We start from the raw sequence: 14,669 nt of genomic DNA, 5'->3' as shown, positions 1-14,669 counted from the left end.
GGCGTTCCGACGCCCCGCCGGCCCGATGGCATAGGACATCAACGCGCCTCATGGCTCGCTTCTTCATCGACCGGCCGGTCTTCGCCTGGGTCGTCGCCCTCTTCATTCTGCTGGGCGGCGCGCTCTCGATCCCGCAACTGCCGATCGCCCAGTATCCGATCATCGCGCCCCCCGCGATCGCGCTCTCGACCTCGTATCCCGGCGCCTCGGTGGAGAATCTCTACACCGGCACGACGCGCCTCATCGAGGACGAGCTCAACGGTGCGGCCAACATCCTGAGCTTCGAATCGGCCTCCGACTCGTTCGGCGTGGTCGAGATCACCGCGAGCTTCCAGCCCGGCACCGATCCCGGCTACGCCGGCGTCGAGGTGCAGAACCGCTTGAAGCGCGTCGAGGCGCGCCTGCCGGCCGAAGTGCGCCAGCAGGGCATCCTCGTGGAGGAGGCGTCGGCCGCGACGCTCAACATCATCACGCTCGTCTCCACCGACGGGAAGACCGACGAGGTGGGGCTGGGCGACTTCCTGATCCGCAACGTCATCAACGAGATCCGCCGCATCCCCGGCGTCGGCCGCGCGACCCTCTACTCGACCGAGCGGGCGCTGCGGATCTGGATCGACCCGGACAAGCTGCGCGGCCTCTCCCTCAACGCCGCCGACGTGACCAAGGCGATCGGCCGGCAGAACGTGCAGATCGCCTCGGGTGCCGTCGGCGCGCAGCCTTCGCCTGAGCGCCACGCCGTCAACTTCCCCATCATCGTCAAGGGGCAGATGACCGAGCCGGAGGCGTTCGGCGCCATCGTGCTGCGGGCCAATCCCGACGGCTCCAACGTGCGCCTGCGCGACGTCGCCCGGATCGAACTCGGCGGCGACGACTACAAGTTCACCACCCGCCTCAACGGCGGCCCGGCGGCGGGCATCTCGGTGACGCTGGCGCCTGACGGCAACGCCATCGAGACGGCGAAGGCCATCCGCGCCAAGATGGTGGAGCTGTCGCAGTTCTTCCCCGACACGGTGAAGTGGGACATCCCCTACGACATCACGCCCGCGGTCGATGCCTCGATCGAGAAGGTGCTGCACACGCTGGTCGAGGCGGTGGTGCTGGTCTTCATCGTGATGTTCGTGTTCCTCCAGAACATTCGCTACACCCTCATCCCGACCATCGTCGTGCCGATCGCCCTGTTCGGCACCTGCACCGTCATGCTGCTCGCGGGCTTCTCCGTGAACGTGCTGACCATGTTCGGCATGGTGCTGGCCATCGGCATCCTCGTCGACGACGCCATCGTCGTGGTCGAGAACGTCGAGCGCATCATGAACGAGGAGGGTCTGCCCCCGAAGGAGGCGACCCGGAAGGCGATGAGCCAGATCACGGGGGCGATCATCGGCATCACCCTGGTGCTGATCGCCGTGTTCATCCCGATGGCGTTCTTCCCCGGCTCGGTCGGCATCATCTACCGGCAGTTCTCGATCGCGATGGTGACTTCCATCGCCTTCTCGGCCCTGCTCGCCCTCTCGCTGACCCCGGCGCTCTGCGCCACGATGCTGAAGCCGATCGAGAAGGGGCACGGCCACGCCAAGGGCGGCGTGTTCGGATGGTTCAACCGGTTCGTCGACCGGGAGACCGCGCGATACGGCCGCGGCGTGGCGTGGTTCATCCGGAAGTCCGGCCGGGTGATGCTGATCTACCTCGTGCTGGTCGCGGGCGTGGCCTACGCCTTCATGCGCCTGCCCGAGGGCTTCCTGCCGCTCGAGGATCAGGGCTTCTTCACCGTCGATATCCAGACCCCGCCGGGCTCCTCCTTCAACCGCACGGAAGCGGCGGTGAAGAAGGTCGAGGATTATCTCCTGGCCCAGCCGGGCGTGGCGACGGTCACCGTCATCAACGGCTTCTCCTTCTCCGGCCAGGGCCAGATGACGAGCCAGGCCTTCGTCACGCTCAAGCCCTGGAGCGAGCGTGACGCGGCGAACTCCGCCGCCAAGCTGGTCGAGGGCACCAACAAGGCGCTCGGGGGCTACAAGGATGCCGTGATCCAGGCACTGGAGCCGCCGCCGATCGACAACCTCGGCAACGCCTCGGGCTTCTCGTTCCGCCTGCAGGACCGGGCGCAGAAGGGCTACTCGGCGCTGATGGCGGCCCAGGAGCAACTGCTCTCGCTCGCCCGCAAGAGCCCCGTGCTGACGAAGGTCTATGTCGAGGGCCTGCCGCCCGCGCCCGAGGCCGAACTCATCATCGACCGCGAGAAGGCGGCCGCCCTCGGAGTCGATTTCGAGGACATCAACAACACGATCCAGGTCAATCTCGGCTCGGTCTACGTCAACGACTTCCCGAATCGCGGCAAGATGCAGCGCGTGATCGTGCAGTCCGAGGATCTCCAGCGCCTGCACGCGGCGGACCTGTTGAACTACTCGGTCAAGAACGCGCAGGGGACGATGGTGCCGATGTCCTCCTTCGCCGACCTGAAATGGGGCGTCGGGCCGGCCCAGATCATCGGCTTCAACGGCTACCAGTCGGTGCGCATCACCGGCGATCCGGCCCCCGGCTACACCTCCGGCGACACCATCAAGGAGATGGAGCGGCTGATGACCTTCCTGCCGAAGGGCTTCGGCTACGCCTGGACCGGGCAGTCGCTCCAGGAGAAGGAGGCGGGCTCCCAGGCCTCACTGCTGCTGGCGCTGTCGGTGCTGATCGTGTTCCTGTGTCTGGCCGCGCTCTACGAAAGCTGGTCGATCCCGATCTCGGTGCTGCTGGTGATCCCCCTCGGCGTCATCGGATCGGTGGCGGCGGTGTATCTGCGCGGCATGCCCAACGACGTCTACTTCAAGATCGGGCTCATCACGATCATCGGCCTGTCGGCCAAGAACGCGATCCTGATCGTGGAATTCGCCCGCGACCTCTGGAAGCCGGGCACCAACATCGTCCAGGCGACGATCCAGGCGGCGACGCTCCGCTTCCGCCCGATCGTGATGACCTCGCTCGCCTTCATCTTCGGCGTGGTGCCGCTGGCGATCGCCACCGGCGCCTCCTCGAAGAGCCAGCAGGCCATCGGCACGGGCGTGATGGGCGGCATGATCTCGGCCACCGTGCTCGCGGTGTTCTTCGTGCCGGTGTTCTTCGTGGTGGTGATGCGCCTGTTCAAGCGCAAGGAGGTCGCCGCGGGCGAGAACGCCGAGGCGGCGCCTGGGGCGGAGCATGCGCCGCACGGGCATTCCGTGCCGGCGGAGTAGCGGGCGGGAGAAGCGGTGCGCGTGCTTCGAGGCACGCGTGCCGCGTGCGCCTCAGCATGAGGAGCGTGGTGGATGCCATCTCCGTTGAGCCGAGGTGGCGAATCACGGAGGGTAAGAGATCTTCCTCGTTCCCCCGAGGCCGCCTTGACGGCGTTCGTCTATATGCTGCGCTGTGCCGACGGCAGTTACTATGTCGGCTCGGCCCGCGGCGACTCCCTTGATGGGCGGCTGGCCGAGCATCAGGCCGGAACGCGCATCGGCTACACCTATCACCGCCGGCCCGTGACACTGGTCTACGCCGAGTGGTTCGATCGCATCACGGATGCGATCGCGGCCGAGCGCCGGATCAAGGGCTGGAGCCGTGCCAAGAAGGAAGCGTTGATTGCAGAGGATTGGGACAGGGTGCAGTTCCTGGCGAAGCGCCCTTCCGCCCGCGCATCCAACCCCACGACCTCATCCTGAGGTGCCGCGAAGCGGCCTCGAAGGATCCTCCAGGGACCAAGACGGATTTGGCGTCCTCTCAGCGCTTCAGCACCCGCCGCGCGCCATATCCGGCGGCGGCCCAGAGAAACGCTGAGACCGTCCGCACCGGAAAGAACGTCGGCAGGTCGGCGGCGACGGGGGCCGGCCAGGGCAGGCCGATCCGCGTCACGAGCCATGCGAACAGCACCGAGACCCCCAAAGCGGCAATGGCCGCGATGAAGACCTTGCCGAACTGATCCGCCTTCCAGCCGAGGAACACGGCGATCAGGATCAGGAGGGGGTCGAACCCGGCGAGGATCCAGACCGAGAACGAATAGACCGGGACGACGGGGGCGGCGTTCACGCCCACCACGCCTTCGGCAGGCTGATCCGCCCGGCCGCATTCTCGATGGTCTGCGCAGCGGCGAACAGCGTCTCCTCGTCGAAGGGACGACCGATGAGCTGGAGGCCGAGCGGCAGCCCCTGCGCGTCGAGGCCGGCCGGCACCGAGATGCCGGGCAGGCCGGCCATGTTCACCGTCACCGTGAACACGTCGTTGAGATACATCTCGACCGGATCGGCCGAGGCCATCTCGCCGATGCCGAAGGCCGCCGACGGGGTTGCGGGGGTGAGGATCGCGTCAACGCCGGAGGCGTAGGCCGCCTCGAAGTCGCGCTTGATCAGCGTGCGGATCTTCTGGGCCCGGACGTAGTAGGCGTCGTAGTAGCCCGCCGACAGCACGTAGGTGCCGATCATGATGCGCCGCTTCACCTCGCGGCCGAAGCCGGCGGCGCGGGTGTTCTCGTACATCCCGGCAATGTCTTTGCCCGGCACCCGCAGGCCGTAGCGGACGCCGTCGTAGCGGGCGAGGTTCGAGGAGGCCTCGGCCGGCGCCACGATGTAGTAGGCCGGCAGCGCGTATTGCGTGTGCGGCAGCGAGATTTCCTTGATCGTCGCGCCGGCCTCCCGCAGCCAGTCCGCGCCCTGGTCCCAGAGCCGCTGGATCTCGGCGGGCATGCCTTCGACCCGGTATTCCTTCGGGATGCCGATGGTGAGGCCCTTCACGCCCCGCGAGATCGCCGCCTCGAAGTCGGGCACCGGCATGTCCACGGAGGTCGTGTCGCGCGGGTCGTGTCCGGCCATGGAGCCGAGCAGGATCGCGCAATCCTGCACCGTGCGGGCGATCGGGCCGGCCTGATCGAGCGAGGACGCGTAGGCGATGATGCCCCAGCGTGAGCAGCGGCCGTAGGTCGGCTTAATGCCGACGGTGCCGGTGAAGGCGGCGGGCTGGCGGATCGAGCCGCCGGTATCGGTCGCGGTGGCGCCGAGGCACAGGTGGGCGGCCACCGCCGCCGCCGAGCCACCCGACGAGCCGCCGGGCACCAGCGGGGCCTCCGAGCCCTGGCGGCGCCAGGGGGAGATCGTCTTGCCGTAGGCGCTGGTCTCGTTGGACGAGCCCATGGCGAACTCGTCGAGGTTGAGCTTGCCCAGCATCACCGCGCCGTCGCGCCAAAGCTGGGACGAGACGTTCGACTCGTAATGCGGCTCGAACCCTTCGAGGATCTTCGAGCCCGCGGTGGTGTCGACGCCCTGCGTCGCGAACAGGTCCTTGATGCCGAGCGGCAGGCCCTCGAGCGGGCGCGCCTCGCCCTTGGCGATCTTCTGGTCCGAGACCTCGGCCATCTTCAGCGCCCGGTCGGGCGTCGCGACGATGTAGGCGTTGAGCGCCTTTGCCCGGTCGATGGCGTCGAGATGCGCCTGCGCGATCTCGCGGGCCGAGAAATCTTTGGCCTTCAGCCCGTCGCGAGCCTCGGCCAGGGTGAGTTCGTTGAGTGCCGTCATGCCCGTTCCAAGTGTCTGCCAGGTATCCGCACCAAGCCCGCGGGCGCGTGGCGTCTCGCGGGTGGCAGAAAAGCCGCTCCGTCGCGTCCCAGGGGACTACTCGACGACCTTCGGCACGAGAAAATAGTTGTCCTCGGTCTCGGGGGCGTTGGCGACGATGTCGCTCGCCCGGCCGCCGTCGTTCACCACGTCGGCGCGCTTCTTCATGCGCATCGGGGTGACGGAGGTCATCGGCTCGACGCCCTCGACGTCGACCGCGCCGAGTTGCTCGACGAAGGCGAGGATCGCGTTGAGCTCCCCCTTCAGCGGGCCGACTTCCTCGTCGGTCACCGCGATGCGGGCCAGATGCGCGATGCGCCGTACCGTTGTCTCGTCGACCGACATGCCGCCCGTGTCGCCTCGCCTGCCGTGAGCGCGGGTGAAAGACCTCGCGCCGGGATCAGCCGGGCTATAGCACCCGCCTTCGCGCAGGGGCAACGCTCCGGGCCGCGCCGACGGCGGAGAGTGTCACAGAGCCTGTAAACCCCGATCGAACCGTCCGCTCAGACGATGACGTGGCCCCGCGTCACCGGCATGTCCACGGTGATTCCGGGACGGCGGTAGCGGTCGGCGTTGTAGGCCCCGACGCAGAGGATCTCCACGGCAAGCGCCAGCATCAGCACGTGCCGCCGCATGAGGCGGCCGGAGGCGGGAGGGGTCGGCGTCGGCGTGAGGGGCACGGGGCGGTTCCGGCGTCGTTAATAAAACCTTAACACCGCTTTTCGCTTTCCGGTCCATCCCGGGAGGAACGACTACCGGCCATGGTTAATCTGTGCGGTGGACAAGTCCGCGCGGGCGGGCGTAAGCCCCTCCCTCATCGGGATACGGGGAGGACGGGGCATGTGGGACAGCGTCTTCCGGGAATTGCGTCCGGGGCTGACCTCCAGCGAGGCGGATCTCGCCCGCGCCGAGGCCGAACTCGGGTTCCCCCTCCCCCAGAGCTACCGCAACTTCGCGCAGAGCTGCGGCGCCGGGCGGATCGGCGGGCATCTGCGCATCTTCACCCCAGTTCCGGTGGAGGCGGCGGATCTCGGTTCGCGCGCGCACCTGATCTCGCACGGCGTGGCGCTCGCCCTCGATGGCCTGCGCGACGAGGACAGCGACGAGCCGCACCGCTTCACCATCGAGGGTGATGCCGATGCCGGGCTGATGGAGCGGGCCTGCTTCTTCGGACAGACCGAGCGGGGTGATTTCCTGTTCTTCGACGTGACGCCGGGCTTTCCCGAATACGACATCTGGGTGCTGTGCGCCGATCTGGAGACGGTGCATTTCGGCGGGGCCGACCTGCCCACCTTCCTGCGCGGTCTTCAGGGCCTCGAGATCCTGCACATTCTCGGCGACGGGGAAGGTCCGCTGCCCGCGACCTTCGTGGGCGACGACGCGGCAGCCCTGGAACAGCTCGGAGCGACGGATTCGTGAACCGGGAGGAGATGGTGGCCTTCGCCGAAGCCTCGGCCGGCGCGCCGCGGCTGATCGGGCTCGACCTCGGCACCAAGACCATCGGAATCGCCCTGTCCGATGTCGGCCGGCAGATCGCCTCGCCGCTGGAGACGATCCGGCGGGTGAAGTTCACGCCCGACGTGGCGCGGATCGTGTCGCTCTGCGCGACGCACGCGGTCGGCGGCCTCGTGATCGGCCTGCCACTCAATATGGACGGTTCCGAAGGCCCCCGTGCCCAATCGAGCCGGAGTTTTGCCCGCAACCTCAAGCCGCTGTTGCCGCTGCCGGTCCTGTTCTTCGACGAGCGCCTCTCTACCGCCGCCGTCACCCGCACGCTGATTGAAGCCGACGCCTCACGAGCGCGTCGCGGCGAACTCGTGGACAAGCTCGCCGCTGCCTACATCCTGCAAAGCTGCCTCGACGTGATGGGCGGGATGTTTTCGGGCGCGGCCGAGGAAGCGGACGGGTTTTAACCCCGCGTCACCCGCGCCACGATCGTCTCCCGCTCCCGGCGCGTCGCCGACAGCCGCTCGCGGGCGGCCGCGAGAATCTCAGGGCCGGCGGTTTCAGGGCGGCCGGCATCGAAGGGCGGGGCCGGAGCGTATTCCTGATGGAGCTGGATCGCCTTCGCGGTCGCCACGTCGGTGAGTTCGGCCGCGAGCGTCAGGCCGAAATCGATGCCCGCGGTCACGCCGCCGCCGGTGATCAGGTTGCCGTCGCGCACCACGCGCCCCTCGGTCGGGATCGCCCCGAAGGCGGCGAGGAGATCGTGCGCCGCCCAGTGCGTGGTGGCGCGCTTGCCCCGCAGAAGTCCCGCCGCGCCGAGCACCAGGGCCCCGGTGCAGACGGAGGTGACATAGCGGGCGCGCTCCGCCTGACGGCGCAGGAAGTCGAGGGTCTCGGCATCCTCCATCAGCGGGTTCACCCCCGCGCCGCCGGGCACGCAGATCACGTCGAGAGCCGGGCATTCGGCGAAGGTGATTGTGGGCTTTAGCACGAGGCCGGTGGCGCTCGCGATCGGGCTCAGGTCTCTCGCAACGAGATGGACGCGGGTGCCCGGCACCATGGCCAGCACCTCGTAGGGGCCGGTCAGGTCGAGCTGCTGCACCTTGGGGAAGACGAGGAATCCGATCTCGATCGTCATGGTCCCGAAGCCTCCGCTCGGAAGAATCTGAAGCATCGTCCCGAACGGTAGCCGCCGGCTTTCGGAAAAAGACGATGCAAAAACAGGAGCCTAGCGCAGATAGATCACGCTGTAGAGCGAGGCGCGCAGCTCGTCCTCGTCGAGCCAGACCCGGCCGAGGTCGCAGCGCTCGGCGATGCCCGGCCGCATCCGGGCGCAGTACTCGCCGGTATTGTCCTGCAGGTGGTACTGGCAGCGCCCGCCCGCCTTGCGCCGGGCGAGGATCGGGCTCGAATGGTCGGCGGCGATGTCCGGCTCCTTCGGCAGGCGCTCTTCCAGCACGTACCAGGAATAACCCACCACCGGCAGGCGGCCCCGGTCGAGGGCGTAGTCGATCATCGCCATCAGCCGGTCGGTGCCGGCCTTGAGGCCGGGCTCGCTGCGGGCGGCCTTGTCCATGAAGTCGAGCTGGTTGTCGGCAATCGACTCCGAGACCGGGATCAGCGGCACCGGCAGGGGCTTGCGACGGCAGCGCCGCTCGACATGGGCGATCCAGCCGGCATTGAAGGCGTCGGTCGCCGGATCGCGAAGCCGCGGCACCGTCCCGCCGAGGCTGCGCCACGAGATCTTCGGGGCCGCGACGCGGCTGCGCCAGCGCAGGGCTCCAAAGGTGCGCGCGTGCTGGCCGTAGCCGTCGAAGGAGGGCAGGTCCCGGTCCGTGCACAGGCCGCCGAGGTTGTAGAGAAGGGTCGCCGCCTCCTCCTGCCCGTCCTCCAGCTTGTCGAAATATGGCTTGCGGCCGGGGTTGCGCTCGCGGCTCGCCTCGGTGTCGTTGCGGCTCTCGGCGATCTCTTCCGCGAGGTCGGGATGCCGGCGCAGATAGTTCCGCAAGGCACGGTCCCGGCCGCGTTCGAGGCCGGCCGGGTCGGCGAAGTAGTAGCGGGTGGCAACATCCAGCGCCGAGACGGTAACGCCGACGCGCTGCGAGATCATGTCGGCGGTGGCGTAGGCAAAGCAGATCGCGCTGTCGCCCTGGCTCATCGGCGACAGGGCCGGGTTGGGGCTGATCCGATCGTCGAGCGGATGCGTGCCGGGCCGGCGCGCCGGCGCCACGACGGTGACGTCGGCGCAGGTCGGGTTGCGGGCATAGCGCGGGTTTTCGGGCAGCAGGCGCAGATCGACCGCCCCGGCGGGCGCTGCCGCGAGCAGAAGGCCGAGCGCGACACAGCGGGCGACGTAGGCCGCCCCGGATGATGGCCTCAATCCGTCCCCGCCTCGGCGAGCGCGACCGGTGCCGCCTCGGCGCCGTCGAGCACCGTGTCCTGCGCGGCCTCGGCGAGCAGGGCGTAGCCGCCATCGGCCATGTGCAGGCCGTCGCTGGCGAACAATTCGGTGCGGGTCAGCCGCCCCTGTCCGATCCAATCGCGCATCAGGTCTGAGCGGCGGATCACCGGGACGCCGAGATCGGCGCCGAGGGTGCGCACCGCGTCGCGGAACCGGTCGGCGCCGGGCGTAGCGTCGAGCGTCGGGCACCATTGCGGCTCCATCAGAACCACGTCGATCCCCGCCGCGCGGATACGCTCCAGCGCCGCCTCGGTCGCCTCGCGGAAATGATCGAGGGAGATGCCGCGCAGGGCGTCGTTGCTGCCGGTCTGCCAGATCACGAGATCGGGCCGGGGCGCGATCACGTCCCGGTCGAGCCGGGCCAGCATCTCGTCCACCGCCTCGCCGCCGATGCCGCGGTTGGCGACCGTGATCTTGCTGCCGAGATGCGGCAGGGCGCGCCGCAGACCCGCTTCGAGGCGGGCGGGATAGGCGGCGGCGGGCGTCGAGGCGCCGATCCCTTCCGTCGAGGAGGAGCCGAAGGCGACGATGCTCAGCGGCCCGCCCAGCGCGATCTTCTGGGCGACGTGCGGAAGGCCGGCCGGGGCCGCATCCTCGAACAGGCCGAGATCGAGGTCGAAGCCGAGATCGAGGTGTTGCGGCAGCAGGTCGGCGTAGGCGAGCACCGCGGTCGAGGAGAGGGTGAGGGCCAGCATCAGCGCCGTCGCGCCGACAAGCCGCCGCGGACGTCCCGTCGGGACCATCCGCTTCCGAGCCTGAGGAAGAAGCCGTACCACCGTTCGAGCCCCCGCCCGCGGGCCACCTCGACCGGGGGGCTTCGCGGAATGACTGATATCGACCCTTCTAACCGAACCGAGGCCGGATTACGGCCCAATAATCGTGATTCGCCACAGCCGCAATGCGCAGTGTTTGATGGAGTCTTAAGGGCGAGACTCGGATCAAAGATTTGTCGGTCATGGACGCCGCCCGTTCGACGCCGGCATGAAGTTCGGGGGCCGCGATCGAGCGCGGTAACGGCGCCGTCCTGCCCCGGCGTCATGGGCCTTTCCTCGCCGGATCGGCCGCGTCACGCCCGCGAAACCAGGGAGACCGTCCCACTGCCGTGCCGCTCGATCCGGCCGTCGAGTTCGAGTTCGAGCAGCGTCGTCTGCACGATCCGAACCGGTAGGCCGGTGGAGCGGGCCAGTTCGTCGGTTCCGACCGGAGTCGGGCTCAAGCATGCGATCAGCCGCGCGCGGTCGTCCCGGGGCTCGGGGGGAGCCTCGATCGGCTCCGCCGCGGCGGGAAGCAGCGGCGGCGCGATCTCGGCTCGTCCGTCGAAATCGATCTCGTCCCAGTAATCGGGCGTGCTCCAGCTCTCGGAGCGGTCGTTCAGGCCGTCCGCCTGCGGCACGTCGCCGGCGATCAGCGGATCTAGCACCGACAAGACGTGCTCGACCTCCGAGACCAGCGTCGCGCCCTGGCGGATCAGGTCGTTGGTGCCCTCCGCCCGCGGATCGAGCGGCGAGCCGGGCACCGCGAAGACCTCCCGGCCCTGCTCCAGCGCGAAGCGGGCGGTGATGAGCGAGCCGGAGCGGCGCGCGGCCTCCACGATGACGGTGCCGAGGCTGAGGCCGGAGATGATGCGGTTGCGGCGGGGAAAGTCGCGCCCGCGCGGCACCCAGCCCATCGGCATCTCGGCGACCACCGCCCCACCCGCCCCCACGATCTCCTCGACGAGGTCGGCATGGTTCTCCGGATAGATCCGGTCCTGCCCACCCGCGAGGACCGCGACGGTGCCGCTGATGAGCGTGGCCTTATGGGCGCGGGCATCGATGCCGCGGGCAAGGCCTGAGACGACGACGAGACCGGCTTCGCCGAAGCCGCGGGCGAGCCGCTCGGTGAAGGCGAGGCCGGCGGTCGAGGCGTTGCGCGAGCCGACGATGGCCACCGAAGGCTTGAGAAGCGCGGCTGGATCACCGCGAACGGCGATCAACGGTGGCGCGGTGTCGGTGGCGTGCAGCGCCTTCGGGTAGGCCGCCTCGCCCATGGCGAGGAAGCGGATGCCGAGGCGGGCGGCCGCCGCCATCTCGCGCTCGGCCTCCGTCGCGGAGGGCGGTACGGCGCGTTTGCCCGCCCGCTTCGTCAGGTCCGGCAGGGCATCGAGCGCGGCCGACGCGCTGCCGAAGCGGTTGATCAGGCCGCGGAAGGTGCGCGGGCCGATGCCGTCGGTGCGGATCAGGCGCAGCCAATCGAGACGTTGCGCGTCGGTGAGCTGCATCGGTCCCCCTCCGTCCGGGAGGGGGCGGCGCTCACCCCTTCTTCCCGATCCGCCCCTCGGTGCCGGCGGCGAGTCGGCGGATGTTGGGCGCGTGCTTCCACCATAGCAAAGCTGCGAGCACGAGGAAGAGCGCTGCAACCGCTCCGTGTCCCAGCGCCCACAGGATGAGGGGCGTGGCGGCCGACGCCGCGAGCGCGGCAAGCGACGAGTATTTCAGGGCAAAGGCGAGCCCGAGCCAGATCGCGGCGAAAGCGGCCAGCGTCACCGGGCTCAGCGCCAGCAACACGCCGATGAAGGTCGCCACGCCCTTGCCGCCCTTGAAGCCGAGCCAGAGTGGGAAGAGATGGCCGAGGAAGGCGCCGAGCCCGGCGGCGAGCGCCGGCCCCTCGCCCCAGTGGCTCGCGGCCAGCACCGGCAGTGTGCCCTTGAGCGCGTCGCAGAGCAGCGTCGCGGCAGCCAGGCCTTTGCGGCCGGTTCGCAGCACGTTGGTCGCGCCGATATTGCCCGAGCCGATCGCCCGCACGTCGCCGAGACCGGCGAACTTCGTGAGGATCAGCCCGAAGGGGATCGCGCCGCAGGCATAGCCGAGGACGAGCGCGGTGATGAGGACTGGCCAGCCGGCCGCGAGAAGCGTGGTCATGCGGCCAGGGCCGAGAGGTCGGAGCGGTGGACGATGCGGCCGCCCACCAGCGTCAGCACCGCGGCGCCCTGGAGCCGGGCCTCGTCGAAGGGCGAGTTCTTGGAGCGCGACTTCAGCTGCCGCTTGTCGAGCAGGTAGGGCAGATCGGGGTCGATCAGCACGAGGTCGGCGGGAGCGCCCTTCTCCAGGCGGCCCGCCTCGCGGCCGAGCAGCGTGGCGGGGTTGGCCGAGAGGGCCTTCAGCAGCGTTCCCAGCGTGACGTCGCCGGTATGGAGCAGGCGAAGGCTCGCGCCGAGCAGGGTCTCGATGCCGAGCGCGCCGTCCGCGGCTTCGGCGAACGGCAGGCGCTTGGTCTCGACGTCCTGCGGATTGTGGTCGGAGACGATGACGTCGATCACGCCTTCATTCAGCGCGGCGATCACCGCCTGCCGGTCGTCCTCGCGGCGCAAGGGCGGCGAGAGCTTGCAGAAGGTGCGGTAGTGGCCGATGTCGCCCTCGTTGAGCACGAGGTTGTTGACCGAGACGCCGCAGGTGACGGGCAGTCCCGCCTCCTTGGCCCGCCGCACGATCTCGACGGAATCGGCGCAAGAGATCATCGCCGCGTGGTAGCGCGCGCCGGTGAGGCGCACGAGGCGGATGTCGCGCTCCAACATCACCGTCTCGGCCTCGCGGGGGATGCCGATCAGGCCGAGGCGGGAGGCCATCTCGCCCTCGTTCATCACGCCCTCGCCGACGAGGTCCGGCTCCTCGACATGCTGCATCAGCAGCGCGCCGAAATCGCGGGCGTAGGTCAGCGCGCGGCGCATCACCTGCGCGTTGGTGACGGCCTTGAGCCCGTCGGTGAAGGCGACCGCGCCGGCTTCCGCCAGCAGGCCGAATTCGGTCATCTCCCGGCCGGCCAAACCCTTGGTGATGGCGGCGGCCGGCAGGACGTTGACGCTGGCGGTGTCGCGGGCGCGGCGCAGCACGAAATCGACGATGGCCGGTCCGTCGATGACGGGGTTGGTGTCGGGCATGCAGACCAGGGTCGTCACGCCGCCTGCCGCCGCGGCGGCGCTCGCCGAGGCCAGGGTCTCGCGGTGCTCTGCGCCCGGCTCGCCGACGAAGGCGCGCAGGTCGATCAGGCCCGGCGCGAGGGTGAGACCCCCGCAATCGATTGTTTTGCAATCTTCCGGCGCGTCGGGGGCGGCACCCCAGGCGATGTCGGCGATGCGGCCGTCGCGCACGAGCACGGCGCCGGGACCCTCGCGGCCGCTGGCCGGATCGAGGAGATGGGCGTTGGAGAGGACGAGCGCGCTCATGAGTGTCACCCGTTCGGCAAGTGGGTCGCCAGCGCTTCCAGCACGGCCATGCGCACGGCGACGCCCATCTCGACCTGCTCGCGGATCAGCGACTGCGTCCCGTCGGCGATGTCGGAGGCGATCTCGACGCCGCGGTTCATCGGACCCGGATGCATCACCAGCGCACCGGGCTTGGCCAGCGCCAGCTTGTCGCCGTCGAGGCCGTAATAGCGGAAATACTCCTTCACGCTTGGCACGAAGGAGCCGTTCATCCGCTCGCGCTGGAGGCGCAGCATCATCACGATGTCGCAGCCTTTCAGCCCCGCACGCATGTCGGTGAACACCTCGACCCCGAAGCGCTCGATGCCGGTGGGGAGCAGCGTCGAGGGGCCGATCACCCGTACCCGGGCGCCCAGCGCCTGAAGCAGGATGATGTTCGAGCGCGCCACCCGCGAATGCAGGACGTCGCCGCAGATCGCGACCTGAAGCCCCTCGATGCCGCCCTTGTTGCGGCGGATGGTGAGCGCATCGAGCAGCGCCTGGGTCGGGTGCTCGTGGGCGCCGTCGCCGGCATTGACCACAGCGCAATCGACCTTGCGGGCGAGCAGATGCACCGCGCCCGCCGCGTGGTGGCGCACCACGATGATGTCGGGCCGCATGGCGTTGAGCGTCGCGGCCGTGTCGATCAGCGTCTCGCCCTTCTTCACCGAGGACGAGGCGACCGACATGTTCATCACGTCGGCGCCGAGGCGCTTGCCCGCGAGTTCGAACGAGGATTGCGTGCGGGTCGAGGGCTCGAAGAACAGATTGATCTGCGTGCGGCCCCGCAGGACGGTGCGCTTCTTCTCGACCTGCCGCGACAGGGCGACGGCGGCGTCGGCGCGCTCCAGGAGCGCTTCGATGTCCGGCCGGCTCAGGCCTTCGATGCCGAGCAGGTGCCGGTGCGGGAAGGCGGGTGCGGTCTGAGCGGTCATGCGGCGGTTCTGGCGTCGGCTCCGCGCTATAGGTGTCCGGGAGG

The 14,669-nt window shown here is 69.3% G+C and carries 15 protein-coding genes; 4 read left to right on the top strand and 11 right to left on the bottom strand.

Features of this window, described 5'->3' with window-relative positions:
- Positions 1-50 precede the first annotated feature (50 nt).
- Entirely contained in the window at positions 51-3,221 is a 3,171-nt protein-coding gene (locus OVA30_RS12840) for a multidrug efflux RND transporter permease subunit (protein WP_268175646.1), read from the top strand.
- Between the two features lie 144 nt (positions 3,222-3,365).
- Positions 3,366-3,683 carry a GIY-YIG nuclease family protein gene (locus tag OVA30_RS12835; protein WP_268175645.1) on the top strand — a complete coding sequence of 106 codons (318 nt, stop codon included), beginning with the start codon at positions 3,366-3,368 and terminating at the stop codon, positions 3,681-3,683.
- A 58-nt stretch (positions 3,684-3,741) separates the two neighbouring features.
- Here OVA30_RS12835 and OVA30_RS12830 read toward each other — a convergent pair whose 3' ends face one another.
- From OVA30_RS12830 to OVA30_RS12815, 4 genes are all read right to left on the bottom strand, one after another.
- Positions 3,742-4,047, bottom strand: a complete 306-nt coding sequence (locus tag OVA30_RS12830) for a hypothetical protein (RefSeq protein ID WP_015823502.1) — start codon at positions 4,045-4,047, stop codon at positions 3,742-3,744.
- Positions 4,044-5,525: an Asp-tRNA(Asn)/Glu-tRNA(Gln) amidotransferase subunit GatA gene (gene gatA, locus OVA30_RS12825; RefSeq protein WP_268175644.1), complete on the bottom strand. Its 1,482-nt coding sequence runs from the start codon at positions 5,523-5,525 to the stop codon at positions 4,044-4,046. The genes OVA30_RS12830 and gatA overlap by 4 nt, the downstream gene beginning before the upstream one ends.
- 96 nt (positions 5,526-5,621) lie before the next feature.
- On the bottom strand, positions 5,622-5,909 hold the full coding sequence (gene gatC / locus OVA30_RS12820) for an Asp-tRNA(Asn)/Glu-tRNA(Gln) amidotransferase subunit GatC (RefSeq protein ID WP_003599355.1): 288 nt from the start codon (positions 5,907-5,909) through the stop codon (positions 5,622-5,624).
- 158 nt (positions 5,910-6,067) lie between these two features.
- Positions 6,068-6,244, bottom strand: a complete 177-nt coding sequence (locus tag OVA30_RS12815) for a hypothetical protein (RefSeq protein ID WP_015951705.1) — start codon at positions 6,242-6,244, stop codon at positions 6,068-6,070.
- 160 nt (positions 6,245-6,404) lie between these two features.
- Here OVA30_RS12815 and OVA30_RS12810 point away from each other — a divergent pair, with 160 nt between their 5' ends.
- Positions 6,405-6,983 (top strand): SMI1/KNR4 family protein, encoded by a 579-nt coding sequence (locus OVA30_RS12810; protein WP_056117916.1) that lies wholly within the window; start codon positions 6,405-6,407, stop codon positions 6,981-6,983.
- A complete protein-coding gene (ruvX, locus tag OVA30_RS12805) occupies positions 6,980-7,477 on the top strand; it encodes a Holliday junction resolvase RuvX (protein WP_268175643.1) in 498 nt (165 codons plus the stop codon). The genes OVA30_RS12810 and ruvX overlap by 4 nt, the downstream gene beginning before the upstream one ends.
- Here ruvX and OVA30_RS12800 read toward each other — a convergent pair.
- The 7 genes from OVA30_RS12800 to OVA30_RS12770 all read right to left on the bottom strand — a co-directional run bounded on the left by OVA30_RS12800 (position 7,474) and on the right by OVA30_RS12770 (position 14,625).
- Positions 7,474-8,148, bottom strand: a complete 675-nt coding sequence (locus tag OVA30_RS12800) for a DJ-1/PfpI family protein (RefSeq protein ID WP_268175642.1) — start codon at positions 8,146-8,148, stop codon at positions 7,474-7,476. The two genes, ruvX and OVA30_RS12800, sit on opposite strands and share 4 nt — an antisense overlap.
- Before the next feature lie 90 nt (positions 8,149-8,238).
- Positions 8,239-9,390, bottom strand: a complete 1,152-nt coding sequence (locus tag OVA30_RS12795) for a hypothetical protein (RefSeq protein ID WP_268175641.1) — start codon at positions 9,388-9,390, stop codon at positions 8,239-8,241.
- Positions 9,387-10,214, bottom strand: coding sequence for an SGNH/GDSL hydrolase family protein (locus OVA30_RS12790; protein ID WP_268175640.1), 828 nt, complete (start codon positions 10,212-10,214; stop codon positions 9,387-9,389). The genes OVA30_RS12795 and OVA30_RS12790 overlap by 4 nt, the downstream gene beginning before the upstream one ends.
- 323 nt (positions 10,215-10,537) lie before the next feature.
- The gene (gene dprA / locus OVA30_RS12785) at positions 10,538-11,731 is read right to left on the bottom strand and encodes a DNA-processing protein DprA (protein ID WP_268175639.1); all 1,194 of its coding nucleotides are present in this window, start codon (positions 11,729-11,731) and stop codon (positions 10,538-10,540) included.
- A gap of 31 nt (positions 11,732-11,762) precedes the next feature.
- Positions 11,763-12,371, bottom strand: coding sequence for a glycerol-3-phosphate 1-O-acyltransferase PlsY (gene plsY, locus OVA30_RS12780; protein WP_268175638.1), 609 nt, complete (start codon positions 12,369-12,371; stop codon positions 11,763-11,765).
- Positions 12,368-13,672: a dihydroorotase gene (locus OVA30_RS12775; protein ID WP_268175637.1), complete on the bottom strand. Its 1,305-nt coding sequence runs from the start codon at positions 13,670-13,672 to the stop codon at positions 12,368-12,370. The genes plsY and OVA30_RS12775 overlap by 4 nt, the downstream gene beginning before the upstream one ends.
- Positions 13,673-13,677: 5 nt before the next feature.
- A complete protein-coding gene (locus tag OVA30_RS12770; RefSeq protein ID WP_012254578.1) occupies positions 13,678-14,625 on the bottom strand; it encodes an aspartate carbamoyltransferase catalytic subunit in 948 nt (315 codons plus the stop codon).
- Between the last annotated feature and the right edge of the window lie 44 nt (positions 14,626-14,669).

Source organism: Methylorubrum sp. SL192, from assembly GCF_026672325.1.
Lineage (GTDB): Bacteria > Pseudomonadota > Alphaproteobacteria > Rhizobiales > Beijerinckiaceae > Methylobacterium > Methylobacterium extorquens.
Note: the sequence above shows the minus strand (reverse complement) of the source record. Positions and strands in the feature narration are given on the sequence as shown.

Excerpts from the sequence above, each read along its gene's own strand:
- OVA30_RS12840 (WP_268175646.1), top strand. The coding sequence starts at position 51 with ATGGCTCGCTTCTTCATCGACCGGCCGGTCTTCGCCTGGGTCGTCGCC.
- gatA (WP_268175644.1), bottom strand. The coding sequence starts at position 5,525 with ATGACGGCACTCAACGAACTCACCCTGGCCGAGGCTCGCGACGGGCTG.
- gatC (WP_003599355.1), bottom strand. The coding sequence starts at position 5,909 with ATGTCGGTCGACGAGACAACGGTACGGCGCATCGCGCATCTGGCCCGC.
- OVA30_RS12810 (WP_056117916.1), top strand. The coding sequence starts at position 6,405 with ATGTGGGACAGCGTCTTCCGGGAATTGCGTCCGGGGCTGACCTCCAGC.
- OVA30_RS12800 (WP_268175642.1), bottom strand. The coding sequence starts at position 8,148 with ATGACGATCGAGATCGGATTCCTCGTCTTCCCCAAGGTGCAGCAGCTC.
- OVA30_RS12790 (WP_268175640.1), bottom strand. The coding sequence starts at position 10,214 with ATGGTCCCGACGGGACGTCCGCGGCGGCTTGTCGGCGCGACGGCGCTG.
- dprA (WP_268175639.1), bottom strand. The coding sequence starts at position 11,731 with ATGCAGCTCACCGACGCGCAACGTCTCGATTGGCTGCGCCTGATCCGC.
- plsY (WP_268175638.1), bottom strand. The coding sequence starts at position 12,371 with ATGACCACGCTTCTCGCGGCCGGCTGGCCAGTCCTCATCACCGCGCTC.
- OVA30_RS12775 (WP_268175637.1), bottom strand. The coding sequence starts at position 13,672 with ATGAGCGCGCTCGTCCTCTCCAACGCCCATCTCCTCGATCCGGCCAGC.
- OVA30_RS12770 (WP_012254578.1), bottom strand. The coding sequence starts at position 14,625 with ATGACCGCTCAGACCGCACCCGCCTTCCCGCACCGGCACCTGCTCGGC.